Raw genomic sequence first — 12,517 nt, forward strand, 5'->3', positions numbered from 1 at the left:
GCGACGCGCCTGAGCAAATTCTTCATCTAGCGGCCACCCTCACTGAGTATCGCGAACGCGCGTGACATCCCCTCATCGCCCGTTGCCCGGAAGAGGACCCCGCTGGGCGACAACTTGCCTCAGGGTCCGTGCGCCGTTCGGGAATCGCCGATTGAGTCCCCAGCGGTTCGGAGGCGGGCGGGCTCGCTCTACTTGCTGTCGAGACGTCCGTCGGGTTCCAGACCCTTGAGCACGGCGTGCGTGCGGTACGCCTCGGGTTCGCTCATCCCGGAAATGAAGTCGAGGAGAGCGCGGTACGCGCGCTGTTTGCGGTCGTATGTGCCGCCCTGCCGCAGCGCAATTGTTAGATACTTCTGAAGCGCATAGGGAAGGCGCCGCATGTCACGGCTCGGGGGCGCGCCCCTCTTCCAATCCAAGGCGACTTGTTCCGTGGTCTCCTTGAACTCGTTGAAGATCTCGCGCAGGACGCGCCGCTGCCCCGTCTGAATGTTTGTCAGGCGCGGCTCATCGATGACGTGGTACCAGATCAGCTGCTTGAGTGCCTTGTTGACCTCGTTGGCGATATCGTCGCGTTTCAGAGCGTCGCCCTCAACGGTGGTCCGACCGATGAAAAGCTCCAGCAGGTACCCGCGCATGTTCGCCAGCGCTTTGAAGTCGCGGGTGGTTCCGGTGAAGCGAGTCGCTGGGAACTGCACGGTCGTTGCGAGCAGTTCTGCCTGCGCCTCCTCCGAGACAGGCCCCCGATGGTGCTCGACGTACCTGAGGAACTCGATGAATGCCTCGCGCGGCTCAAACTCAGGCTCGCCGTTCTCCTTCTCGATGAGGCCCGTCGCCATGTACTGGTCGAGCGGGATGTGCCCGGTCCGGTGGAAATCTTCGATGTCGTGGACGGCGTACGCGATGTCGTCTGCCCAGTCCATCGACTCTGCTTCGAAGGAGAGCTTCTGGCTGCCCCGGGTCACCACGCCGAACGCCTCGGCGTCGATGTCGTAGGCGCCCCACTTCTCCGACTTCTCCGGATTGTCGCCCCTTAGCCACGGGTACTTGGTGGCCGCCCGCAGACTCAGCACGGTCAGGTCAAGTCCCCGAGGCAGGTCATCGTCGGCTTCAGTGTGCCCCGTCTCGGCCAGCGCTGTGAGGATTCGGAACGACTGCGCGTTCCCCTCGAAGCCATCTTCGAGGTCGCACTCCCTGCATCGCGTCTTCTTGCGATCCTCGAGCGGTCTCGGGTTCGCCCGGTGCTTGTCGCACGTGACGAGTGCGTGGAGCTCTTCCTCTCCGGCGTGCCCGAACGGCGGATGACCGAGATCGTGAGCGAGGCACGCTGTCGATATCGCCCATTCGTCCGCTCCCGCGGGCATCAGGCCCTCGCTCTCGAGGAATCGGAAAATCGAGCGGCCGACTTGCTCAACCTTCAGACTGTGCGTCAGCCGGTTGTGCAGAAGCGTTTCCGGCGCACCAATAGCGACCTGGGTGACCGCGCCCAGGCGCCGAAACGACTCCGAGTAGAGAACCCTGTCGTGATCACGTTGCGTGGCGAGGCGTCCGGTACGGTCGGTCGCGTCGCGTCCGGAGAGCCGCTCATCGGCTCCGATTTCCTGCGCGGTCAAGCAACCACGATGCGGACGACCGAGAAGGTCGACCACACCGCGCGACCCATCTCAACGAGAATGTTGAGGAAGTCGCGCGCGCGCTCGAAGGTGTAATGCAGGTTGGCCTGGATATACCGGATCAGGCGGCTCGCGGCGACTTCATGCGTCGCCGGATTCCCCCCGACGGCCTCGAATGCGCCTTCGATGTTGAATTGCTTTGCCGCTTCAATCGTCGACCCTTGAGTTCCCAAGAACTGCTCCCTGTTTTGCGCCACACTTCAACAGCCCGCTTGCGCGGACGAGATGGTGCCCCTCGTGCTGACCGTTCGCCACTTTGCCCGTGTGACTGTTCACGCGATTGCTCGTATGAACGTTCGTCACACTATCTCACCCTACGGCGCACCTCGGACACCCCTCCATTTTGCGTCCGCGTGTCTACCGTCCTGGGCCGATGTGGGTGAGCGCACCCAGCGTCGGCGCCGGGCGTGGCGCGTGGCGAAGCAGGCGACGGTAGCCCTCGTCGCGAACTGCGGGGGGAAACAGCACGTAGTCCGTCACCATCGCACCCGTGCCCAGCCATTCGCGCGCGAGCGCCAGGTCGATCTGAATGGCGGCGCGAACGGTCCGTTCCACCGCCATCGGCGCCTCGCCGCCCAGACCACCACGCGGCGCAACGAGCAGGCCGTGCTGCGCGTGGGGCCGGACATAGATGCTCGGAACGGCATAACGCAGATCGATGAGCCGCACGGTATCGGCAAGCCAGTAGCCCGGGATCGCGGTGGGCTCAGTCGGGCCGATGTCGACAACCACGATGTAGGCGCTTGCCGCGGACGTAAGCAATCGAGGGCGCAGGTATGCGAAGTTGCCCCCGTCGGTCATCACGTACTCATGGCAAGCGAACCACAAGGCCACCCAGGCGTTGTCGACGAGGTCTACCCACCGCGTCCGGATACCGTAATGCTGCAGGAGCGGCTCCACGCTGGCTCGGCGAACACCACGGTAAAGAGCAGCGCTGGCGCCGCCGACGTGGCGCTCCTTGCACAGGTGACCTTCGCTGAACTTGTACCCCGACGGAGTACACGTGCACGGCCCTCCCCAGAGCTGATCGATGTAATCGCGCAACTGCCGGTCGTGAGTGGCAACGCCCTTTGGACCGACCACGTCCGTACGGTTGCGAAGCCCCGACGGGGCCAACCGCCCGCGGTAGAGGCCAGCTTGTCCCCGGAAGAACACTGTCGGGCTCGGGCTGGTGGACTTGAGCCATCCGATGACCTGTATCAGCGCAGTGGGGTCCGTGACCGAATACACCGGGAACGGGGCCTCGACGTCGGCATCCTCGACGTCTCGCATCGTCGGCCTCAAAGAGCATTCCCCCCAACAGTCGTGGATCTAATATTCAACTATGGGGGTGGAGCGGTACCGGTGCTACGTGCACATGCCGTGCGTGTCGCTCATGGAGCCCGCGGAAATAGCTTCTGGAACCATTCGCCATGTTGAGTTCGCGGAGTTCGCGCGACTAGATGAGGACTGGGCGCAGAAAAGAGATTATGAGCTTTCACCACGTACCTTTTGGGTGAAGGACCTTCTGCCGGAGGAGACCGAGCCAGGGCGTTGGGGCCCGTCGCCCACCGAGCCGGTGAGCTCGACCGCACGACTGATTCACTACGCTCTCCTCAGCGTCTCCCGCGTCCTGCTCCCCGTTCCCGACTTGTCCATGACCTACGTCGCCGGAGTTGACGACAAGCCCGAGTACCTTCGCCGTGCCGTCGGGCCGTATGGACGCACATGGCTCACTTCCCGCGCCGATTGGGCCCACATAAGCGGGCCTGACATCGCGCGTACGGTGCAGATCATCGATGCATGGCAGAAGTCAGGGGTGAACGCTGCCTCGCCGGAGCTCGCGACGTTGCGTGCAGTCTCAGCGGCATCGGCCGGGGGAATGGGCGAGGACGCAATGATGGGACTGCTCCTCATCGCGCTCGAAGGCGCCGTCGGCACGAGCCCAGCGAACGGGGGCTCCGTCGAGCAGTTCACCAGAGGACTGCGCCCATACGCGCAACCGGAAGAGGTGCCAGACTTCGAGTCCTACGTCGCCTCCCTCTACGCCCACCGCAGCGACCTCGTGCACGGGCGCGCACTCGCTGAGGTCCACTCCCCCGACCTTCGGTGGACAGTCGACGTGCTGGCCCGGATAGCCGAAGCGAAGACGCTTCCTCCCGAGCTGCGGATAGAAGGCACGGCGTGACCGACCTGCTGGCTCTGGACCTGCTGCGATGCGACGAGTTCGAGATCTTCTTGACCCCCGACATCACTGCAGAGGCGGACCGCTTCTACATCAGCGACGTGATGTTCACGCGCATCCCGTTCGCGGACTGGGCGATCCTGGAGAACTCGCGATACCTCGATCCGCTCGAAGGACTGTGGGCCGAGCGGACCCCTCCCCACTTCATCGTGTTCTCCGATCCTGCGGCGACACAGGATTCAGATTCCATCAGGAGACGCACCCGGGACCGCGAAGCGCAGATACGCACGCTCACGCTGGCCCTCCGCTTGTTGGCCCGTCTGGACCCTCCGGCGGCAGATCCGACGGATTACATCGCGTACCGTCGAAACGGTGAAGTGCTCACGATCACTACGTCCTTGGCTGGACGAGCCGGTTACGAGTGGCCGCCGAGACTCGTAGCTGACCACGTGCAGTGGCTCTGGACCAAGGCCTACGAAACCCTGCAGTTCCTGTACCGGTACCGTCGGTGCGAGGGGCTGGAACGCGCTCTTAACCTCTTCTACCGTGCTGGTGGCCTCGGCGTCAGGGACAGCGACAGGGAGATCTTGCTTCATGCAGCTCTCGAGGCAGTGTGCGGCACGAGCGTCCCTCGCCTGGCCGAGGTGAGGTGGAACGATCCTGAGGTAGCGGAGGCAGCCCGCACTCGTAGGGCGCGTCGAAACGCGCTTGCGCATGGTGAGCTCATCGGCTCGGCAGCCTCGCGCGGCCCCCTTCGCCGACTCACGAGTTGGGTCATCATCGAGAGCATCCACCAGGTCCTGAAAGATCCCAGCGGCAAGGGCGCGACGGGCGCCGCTCTCCTCGACAACCTCAAGACGTCGGACGTGTTCGGTGCGGAACGTCTCTACGAGATCTCTGTTGACAGGGCGGAGCTACTGTTCGGTGGGTTGAAAGGGGTTCCAATCAACTCAAATCACCCGACACCGATCTTCTTCGTGTGAAGTACGGGGAGGACGATGGTCGCGAGTGGGCAGAGCGAGCCGAGCAGCGACACCTCTTCGCGTGGGTGAACCACGACACGGAGTTCAGCATTGCGCGGCCCCTGTCCAGCAGCGACGCGCTGGGGCGAAGGACTGAGGGCCTGCCGACGGCAACGCCAGAACCGGGTCCCGCGATCACATACCTCTGGGTGATGCACGCGGGATCCGGGCGCGGCTGGCTCTGGGACGGCGAGGTCTGGCAAGACATCGAACACGCGACACGCGGAGCTGAATGAAGCGCTAATGCGCGAATCGTGTGCCATACTGAAGCAAGGCCCGCACGAGACGGGCGTGCTGACGTCGAGATGGGATACGCCATATGGTCCTGAGTTCACCCGCCGAGGCCCTCGGCGACCACGCGACCCTTGCCCGTGAGCTGATCGTTGAGCTGGTGCAGGATCGTCACGAGCGCAGCGCGGATGCCCACGACGCGGCGAACACGCGCTACGGGATCCTCTTCGGCAGTCAGTGGCGCGATCTTCTTCGCGATTCATATGACGCGTTCAAGGAGCGTGGGTTTGGCTCGTACAAGCTCACTCCCGGCGGATACTCGCTGCCGGTCGTGAACGACGCTCTGGTGTTCGTCACGCGGATGCCGGAGGATGCCGAAGCCATTGAGGGGTTCGCGTCGAGCAAGACGCGTGCGGGCAGCTTCTTCGTGCAGCCGACACTGGATCTGTTCGGGGACAGCTTCATCGAGGGCGGGGACGAGCCTCGCAACGCCGAAGAGCGCGAGCGGTTCGAGAAGCTAGCGAAAGCAGCCGGCGCGGTGATGCCGGTTGTGCTGGTGATGGTCCACTCCTCGCCACGGCAGCTGACCTCCATCGACTGGGCGATCGCGGAGTATCGAGCAGGTCTCGTGCACTTGCACGGCAAGGACACCATCTGGTCACACGAGTTCGCCGGCGAGGGTGTCGCGGTCGACGTCGAGTCGTTCGACAGTGGCGTGCCGGAAGCGCCCGTCGTCGCGCTTCAGGCTCGCGGAGCGACCTCAGATGAGTGAAGTTCCACCCACGCTGTTCGATCTACCGGGTGCGCGTACATCCGGACGGTTCGAGCCTGCGCGTCTGACTCAGGCGCGCGTTCGGCGCGGCCTCAGCAAGTCGGAGCTCGCGACCGCGGTGCAGGTCTCAGCGGCTGCAATCGGTCAGTACGAAGCAGACGTGAACGCACCGCGCCCGGAAGTGATCGATCGCCTCGCGCGCGTTCTCGAGGTCCAGTCCGAGTTCTTCAACGTGGGGCGCCCGATGGCCCGGATGGACACGCTGAACGCACACTTCCGAAGCCTCAGGTCGGCGAGGGTCAGTGACCGGCAGCGGGCGCTGGCCACCACGACGCTCGTCTGGGAGCTCACGTTTGCCCTCGAGCGCTACATCAAACTGCCCGATCCGGACCTGCCGAGACTGGCGGCAGGGACGTCGCCGGCCGACGCCGCGCAGGCCCTCCGCGCGCACTGGGATCTTCCCGACGGCCCGGTCAAGCATCTGGTGGCTACCGCTGAGGCCCATGGCGTCGTGGTGGTGGTTCGCCCTCTCAGCGAGGTGCAGTCGGTCGACGCGTTTTCCGCAGTCATCGTCGAGCGGCCCATCATCATTACGACGCCGCGGCGAACCGCGAACGTGTTCCGGCATCGGTTCTCAATCGCGCACGAGATCGGACATTTGCTCATGCATGCCGACTCTGCGGAGCAAAGCGCAGCGATCGAACGCGAAGCGAACGAGTTCGCCGCGGCGTTCCTAACGCCGGCTGCGGCGATGGACGCTGTGCTCCCGCAGCGCATAAACGTCGCGTCGCTTGACAGGATCGGCCGTACCTGGGGCGTGTCATCGAAGTCGCTCGTTCGTCGAATGGTCGAGCGTGGCCGCGTCACGGAATCCTCAGCACGGCGGGCGTATCAGCGTCTCGCGGTGGACTATGACCCGGAGGCCGACCCGACCAGTGCGTACCCAGGCGAAGTGCCGACGTTGCTCCAGAAAGCTGCGGAGCTGGCGACCGAACACGGCACGAACGCGCCTGCAATCGCCGAGCTGCTCAGACTGCCCGTCGCCCAAGTTCGAGACCTTCTCGGCGAACCGGACAGGAGACCTGTGCTCCGAGTCCTCGACGGGGGCCTGAGCCAGTCGGCCTAGCGTCGCAGTTGGACATCCGCCGCGCACACGTGGCATCTGAACTAGGGAGAGCGAAGAGTTCAGCGCCGGCGTCCGCGCGGCTTTGAGAGAACGAGGGCGGCTTCTTGAGGATCCCTGGACGGTCGCCGTGACAACAATCTGGCAACATGTGAACCGGAACCAACCGGATTGAACCAGAGTGAACCCGGTCAGAAACCGCGTAATCACGCGGATTTTCTTAGCGCGGGGTCACTCCGAAAGTGCCTTGCGTGGGTTCGAGCACCACGGGGCCACCAGAATCTGCATGCCGTGGTCTCTCTTCCCGAGCGCGATCGCGGTGCATTCGGGGTCATTGACGTTCCGGAGGCAGTTCCCGCGTTTGGAGGCCGGGGTCCCTAACCTTGGCCGGGTGCTCCGTACATTCCACCGCCAGGCAGAGGCGGGCAGGTCGCCGCACTCGTTTGCGCCGCGACCTCAGCCCGGACCGCGACATCGTCTCCCTTCTTCGCGACCGTGTAGACGATCCCTTCTTGCGAGCCGACAGCGGGAATGTAGCCCACGATCGCCGAATCGATCGACCCCGATTCCGTCACCGGGCTGAAGGACGTGGTGATCAGGTCAGCGGTGGGATTCTCGATCAGCCAGTTGGCGACATTGGCCACGTTTGTGGCAGGGACCACCCAGTAGCCTTTCAACTCCTCGTAGGGACCGCACGGCCACCCGGTGTACGAGCTGAAGCTGGCGGATGGGGTGTCTGTGCGAACGGCGCCTTCCGGGAGGTTGGCCGCGTCGAGCCACGCCTGCGCTTGAGTCAACGCCGCCCCATCCTCGGTCGTCGGTGCGGCGGGCTGCGATGATTCGGCGGGAGCCGGCGCCGCGTTGTTAGTTCCGTCCCCGGCTGCGTTCGCGCCAGAGGCACAACCGGCCAGCGCAAGAGTGGCGATCAGAACGGACCCGGAAACCACGAGAGATCGACGCTGCATAGCCAGCACCCTAGTGCCACGCAATGCGTCGAACCGCAGCGTGCGGCATCGTGATGCTCGACTCGGCGTCGACGCGCAGAGATGTCCCTGATGCCGCGATCTGTCGATCTCCGCGTTTCTGCGCCGCATCCGCGACATACGCTGAAGGTTCGTTCGCAACGAAGGAGCCGGGGTGTCGAAATCCGCTGCGTGGCGACCCATCATCGCCGCCCTCTCAAACGACCATGCTCGACGCGTGTTCGCCGAGCTGGCCTCGTCGGGAAGCGCCACGGACTCGCTTGCGGCTCTGTCGCCGTCTCGCGCGCGACACGTGGTGACGCTGTTGCAGACGGCGCGCATGGTGCACGTTTCCAGCGACGGTTCGCTCTCGCTGAACACGGAGATCTATCGCGAGCTGCTCAGCGCGTCGGCTCCGACGCCACGCCCGAAAGGCATCCAACGATTTCTAACGGACGACGGGCGTATCGATTCCTACCCGTCGAACCTGACCGGGCGAGGGCACCTGCTCGCACACATCGCCGAAGAAGTCTTCGGCCGGGACGAGGTCCTCACAGAACACGAGGTGAACGAACGACTATCGCGGTTCACCGACGACGTCGCGGTTTTGCGCCGGTATCTCGTCGACTACGGCGAACTCGAACGAACGCGGTCCGGCTCGGAGTACGCCCGACCCTCGGCATCCGAGCCGCCCTAGGCGTGTCGGTCACCCGATTCGATCGGGTCGTCTTCGCCCTCGCTTGCCCATTACATCGCGCCGAGTGTTACCGCCACCCGCCCCTGCTAGGCATCGAACCTAGCCCCGATCACCACCTCTCTGCGAACCACGCGAGGAGCTAACGGTACGATCCGTCATATCCCAGACGCGGCGAATGCGGGATTGCCGACTGCCGGACGTGCAACGTAAATCGCCGGCTTGCCGCCCTTCGGGAGGACTGTTGAGACTCCGTGCTTCATTTCTACGATGGGGCGTAGCCGCTTTCGGTTGCTTCGTCGCAGCGCGCCTGATCATCGCGGTCGTTGGGGCCAACGCCCTCAATGCGGGTGACGCAATTCTTGCCGGTCTTCTCCTGGGCGCTTTATCGATCGTGGGGACGCTCTGGTGGTTTGGGAGGCGCCGGCGCAGCGGCCTGCATGATCTCAGCGAGAAGTTTCCCGGCGCAGCGGTTGTACCGATTGAGATCAGGGTCGAGTTCGCACACCTCTTCCGAAGCGCAGGAGAAGTGACCCCTGCGTTTCACGCACCTCGGAACATGAAGGCCGTACTGCGTCCCGACCGTCTAGCGATCTGGACCGAGGCAAGGCGACCGCGCCTTGCCTTGTCGACGGAAGGGACAATCCGCTATGAGATCGGAGAGTTCTCCACCGTCCTGGTGCGCACGCGATGTATCTACGCCCACGTTCAGACGGCGGATGGCCGAACGGCCCGGCTGCCGCTCTTGGCAATGGACCCGACGAAGTTCTGGTGGCCCACGCTCCTATCCGAGGAGCAAATGACCTCCCTCTGCTCGGAATTGAATGACGGGCCCGTCCGGTAACACCGCGCGCACGCTGGGTCCGCCATCCCACCCGCGCCCTCCACAACCAGCCTTCGCCCACCTTCTCGAAATGGGGCCAGGCCTCGCCCCGGTTGCGGGCATGGGGCCAGTCACTGAGTTCAGATCCGATCGGGCGAATCACGACGAAAGAAACCTGGTCTTAGCACTCGACTTACTGTTTAAGTGCACGAGCCGCATCTTCAACGAACGACTTCGAAGTACCAATAGCGCTCTGCCACCCCGCGCGAACAAGCTCTGCCTCGAATCGTGCGCCATCACCGAGTTCGAGGCGCAGTAGAGGCGCGAGTACCGCAGACGGCGCGAGGCTAGCGCTCCAAGCATTCTTGATGCTTACCAGATCCCAAGACTCGGCTTTCGTCGATTTACCCCGGCGAATTTCCCAAACCTCGATGCTTTGCTGCCGCTTCACAATAGCTCCCCTCCCGATCTCCACGGGCGCCGAGTCTCGAAACGAAGGCAAAATCGCAGCCTTGCTGAACAACCACAGTGGATCCTCTTGCGACTCGGAACGCGCGATCTGATTTGCAGCACTCTTGAGTCCCGCGAAGCGCAGATTAGCTCCCACCAGAATCGCGATGGGGGATAACACTATCGTTGCGCCCCAGAAGATAAAATTTCCCATCCCTTCTGGTCCGAATAGAAGTGCACCTCCCGCAGTCACCCACATCAGGATCAGACATCCTCCCATCGCCCAAGGCAGTGCCCTCGTGGCTGGGACGACAATCATAAATTTGTCTTTAGACATTCAGTTACCTCGAATACGTGGTCGATTTGATATCGACATAAGAATGTCCGCTCCCACCATATATGCGTCTGCGTGGAGAACGATACGTTCGATCATCGCGGCGGCGACGGCTTGGTCGCCGAAGACCCCACCCCACCTGGAGAATGGCAGGTTGCTGGTGAGTATCAGCGAGGCGTGTTCATAGCGAGATGAAACTGCCATCATCCTTTGCACACCGCGCGAAGAATACGTAGCATTTCCCGTTCCCGTCATATACTGGCGAAGAAAATGGCAACGCTGGGGACGAGAAGAAGGAAACACCCGCAGCCGAAAACGATAAGGCCTTTTGAGCTCACGGCGGCTTTATCCCGACCTTCCTGATCAGCCCGGCGTTCGATTGCTGCCGCCCATTCGTTCCCTTTGAGAACGCTCAGGAGGCCTAGCGTGAGTTGGCTCGTCGCTAGCACAGCAGACCCAATAGCAATGGCGATGACCGGTTGAGTCGCGGCGTTTGGATCGGTGGGCGCGGCGTTGGCGGACCTCACAGCCGCTTGGAAGAAAAACACGCCCGCCATGAGCACAGCGACGACGCCAGCAGCACGAATTTGCCTCGAGCTCGAGTTTCGCGCTGCTCCCCGTCTGAAGGGGATTCCGGGTGCTCCATCTAAAAGTGTTCCGATCACGACTGCGATGCGGGCGGCGAAGGTGAATAGCAGGATTGCTGCGGTCAGAAGGACGGTCCCGATGAGCACATACGTGGTCGCGATCAGATCGTTGGCACCCATATCAGTCTCACCAGTTCCATTCGTAAGAAAGCCACGCGCTGCAACCAGCACGTGAGCCCGCCGACTCCGTCGAGTTCAGCTCGGGCATCCCACCGATTTCCTCCCGAGACGATCGTCGCCGCGGATCATGTGCGCGAAAACCGGGCCAGGCTTCATTCTTAAAGACGCGGAACCACGATTGCCGCGACTCCCAGACCTATTCCGATGACGAGAAGCGCAGCCGACGTGAGTATCGTTACCCGGCGAGCTGCCTCACCCGCGCCGTCTCTCAAGTAGACAGTGCCGCCGGATCTCGTTAATCGGCGTTCGAAAAACGCCTGAATTCCCCCTCGGAAGATGATCAACGCGACACTAGAAACAAGGGCGGTGGCGGAGGCAACAGAAGCGAGAAGCCAGAACACGCTCATCCCCCCGAAAGTTGGCTGAGGCCGACGACGCCATAGAAAAGCATCAGCGCACCAATCATCACACTTCCGAACCCAGCTAAACCCACCCAGTACGGCTTCTGCAGTCGAAGAAGACGCTCCGCTCCCCGTCGTCCGACGATCGCATGCTCAATTGCCGCTGTCGCCGCATGGAGACGCCGCCGGAACACCATCACAAGAATGCCCAACACGACGGCGATTGAGCCCACGACAAGGTTGGGGATGATGGTGCTCTCGTCAATGTGATTCATTCCCGTCACCCGTCCCTATCCCGAGCCTGCACCGCAACCCGTCCCCGCGCCGCACGAGAGTCCGCTCTCCCGTGCCTGAGTTCGCCCGCCGGTACGTAGGCAAGTTTCTCACCAAGAGTTCGGCGCGGGAACGCGACCTCACCAAGCGACGCCTGGCCGGCGTTCGGGGCGAGTCAGGATGGAACGTAGTCCTCACACGCCGGCCTTGTCTCGCGTCCCTCGCACTGCGACTCGATGAAACCCGCTTTGTCTATCTCGTGCGTGACATCATCCACGAGCATTGCAGCCCACCAAAGCTCTTCAGATCGATGGTTGAACGCTCCCGCGTAAAGATCTTCAACACCAGAACAGGCGTCATAGATCGGATCGACGATGCGGTCGTACTCCGCCTTCGCGTCCTCCACGAGTACCCGCTCCCGGTCTGATAACTCACCGTCTGCGTAAAGCGGGTCCTTCAGTTCCGTGTAGAGAGGATGCTCCTCTAAATGCGCGGCGTAGCTGAGCGATGCCTCCGCGAACGCCGCATCGCAGGACGGAGTGATGCTCAGCGGACGAGGATCCAGATCCGGAACCCGAAAGAACGAGCAGGAGGTCAGCACCGCACTCAAGATGACCAACGACATTCCGAGTGCCAGGGTTCGCCCTGAGGCGCCGAGCCTGCTTCGCATCACGCCGCGCCTCATTCCTCCGCCAATCGTTCGTTCTTGCTGGCTACCGACTTGCGCCGGATCGTGCGCGTTCCGAAGTTCGCAGATCTCTCCCCCGGCCGCAAGCACCGCCATCAGTAGCGACAGCCTGACCCGGCTGTCCGGACGCGTCTCCCGTGTCG

At 63.1% G+C, this 12,517-nt stretch carries 13 protein-coding genes and 1 pseudogene; 5 read left to right on the top strand and 9 right to left on the bottom strand.

What is annotated here, in order from left to right; genetic code table 11:
* Positions 1-188: 188 nt before the first annotated feature.
* From LQ938_RS11620 to LQ938_RS11630, 3 genes are all read right to left on the bottom strand, one after another.
* Positions 189-1,610 carry a deoxyguanosinetriphosphate triphosphohydrolase family protein gene (locus tag LQ938_RS11620; protein ID WP_223722906.1) on the bottom strand — a complete coding sequence of 474 codons (1,422 nt, stop codon included), beginning with the start codon at positions 1,608-1,610 and terminating at the stop codon, positions 189-191.
* Positions 1,607-1,843, bottom strand: a complete 237-nt coding sequence (locus LQ938_RS11625; RefSeq protein ID WP_223722905.1) for a hypothetical protein — start codon at positions 1,841-1,843, stop codon at positions 1,607-1,609. Before LQ938_RS11625 ends, LQ938_RS11620 begins: the two co-directional genes overlap by 4 nt.
* Positions 1,844-2,027: 184 nt before the next feature.
* Positions 2,028-2,942, bottom strand: a complete 915-nt coding sequence (locus LQ938_RS11630) for an FRG domain-containing protein (RefSeq protein WP_223722904.1) — start codon at positions 2,940-2,942, stop codon at positions 2,028-2,030.
* A gap of 364 nt (positions 2,943-3,306) precedes the next feature.
* Between LQ938_RS11630 and LQ938_RS11635 the strand changes: the two genes are divergently transcribed.
* The 4 genes from LQ938_RS11635 to LQ938_RS11650 all read left to right on the top strand — a co-directional run bounded on the left by LQ938_RS11635 (position 3,307) and on the right by LQ938_RS11650 (position 6,985).
* Positions 3,307-3,837, top strand: coding sequence for a hypothetical protein (locus tag LQ938_RS11635; RefSeq protein ID WP_231341327.1), 531 nt, complete (start codon positions 3,307-3,309; stop codon positions 3,835-3,837).
* Positions 3,834-4,817, top strand: a complete 984-nt coding sequence (locus tag LQ938_RS11640; protein ID WP_223722902.1) for a hypothetical protein — start codon at positions 3,834-3,836, stop codon at positions 4,815-4,817. The genes LQ938_RS11635 and LQ938_RS11640 overlap by 4 nt, the downstream gene beginning before the upstream one ends.
* Positions 4,818-5,175: 358 nt before the next feature.
* Complete coding sequence (locus LQ938_RS11645) at positions 5,176-5,859, top strand: hypothetical protein (RefSeq protein ID WP_223722901.1); 684 nt, start codon at positions 5,176-5,178, stop codon at positions 5,857-5,859.
* Positions 5,852-6,985 (top strand): ImmA/IrrE family metallo-endopeptidase, encoded by a 1,134-nt coding sequence (locus LQ938_RS11650; RefSeq protein ID WP_223722900.1) that lies wholly within the window; start codon positions 5,852-5,854, stop codon positions 6,983-6,985. The genes LQ938_RS11645 and LQ938_RS11650 overlap by 8 nt, the downstream gene beginning before the upstream one ends.
* Before the next feature lie 374 nt (positions 6,986-7,359).
* Here LQ938_RS11650 and LQ938_RS11655 read toward each other — a convergent pair whose 3' ends face one another.
* Positions 7,360-7,947 (bottom strand): hypothetical protein, encoded by a 588-nt coding sequence (locus LQ938_RS11655; protein WP_223722899.1) that lies wholly within the window; start codon positions 7,945-7,947, stop codon positions 7,360-7,362.
* Positions 7,948-8,119: 172 nt separating this feature from the next.
* On the opposite strand from LQ938_RS11655, the gene LQ938_RS11660 reads away from it, so the two are divergent.
* Positions 8,120-8,641, top strand: a complete 522-nt coding sequence (locus LQ938_RS11660) for a DUF2087 domain-containing protein (protein ID WP_223722898.1) — start codon at positions 8,120-8,122, stop codon at positions 8,639-8,641.
* Positions 8,642-9,654: 1,013 nt separating this feature from the next.
* Here the strand turns inward: LQ938_RS11660 and LQ938_RS11665 are convergent.
* The 5 genes and pseudogenes from LQ938_RS11665 to LQ938_RS11685 form a co-directional block, all read right to left on the bottom strand.
* Positions 9,655-10,248, bottom strand: coding sequence for a hypothetical protein (locus LQ938_RS11665; RefSeq protein WP_223722897.1), 594 nt, complete (start codon positions 10,246-10,248; stop codon positions 9,655-9,657).
* Positions 10,249-10,443 (bottom strand): annotated as a pseudogene (locus LQ938_RS11670) (ATP-binding protein); the annotation flags it as partial.
* A 53-nt stretch (positions 10,444-10,496) separates the two neighbouring features.
* The gene (locus tag LQ938_RS11675; RefSeq protein ID WP_223722896.1) at positions 10,497-11,012 is read right to left on the bottom strand and encodes a hypothetical protein; all 516 of its coding nucleotides are present in this window, start codon (positions 11,010-11,012) and stop codon (positions 10,497-10,499) included.
* Between the two features lie 403 nt (positions 11,013-11,415).
* A complete protein-coding gene (locus LQ938_RS11680) occupies positions 11,416-11,688 on the bottom strand; it encodes a hypothetical protein (protein ID WP_223722895.1) in 273 nt (90 codons plus the stop codon).
* Positions 11,689-11,861: 173 nt separating this feature from the next.
* The gene (locus tag LQ938_RS11685; RefSeq protein ID WP_223722894.1) at positions 11,862-12,470 is read right to left on the bottom strand and encodes a hypothetical protein; all 609 of its coding nucleotides are present in this window, start codon (positions 12,468-12,470) and stop codon (positions 11,862-11,864) included.
* Between the last annotated feature and the right edge of the window lie 47 nt (positions 12,471-12,517).

This window comes from Microbacterium sp. cx-55 (assembly GCF_021117345.1).
Classification (GTDB): Bacteria; Actinomycetota; Actinomycetes; order Actinomycetales; family Microbacteriaceae; genus Microbacterium.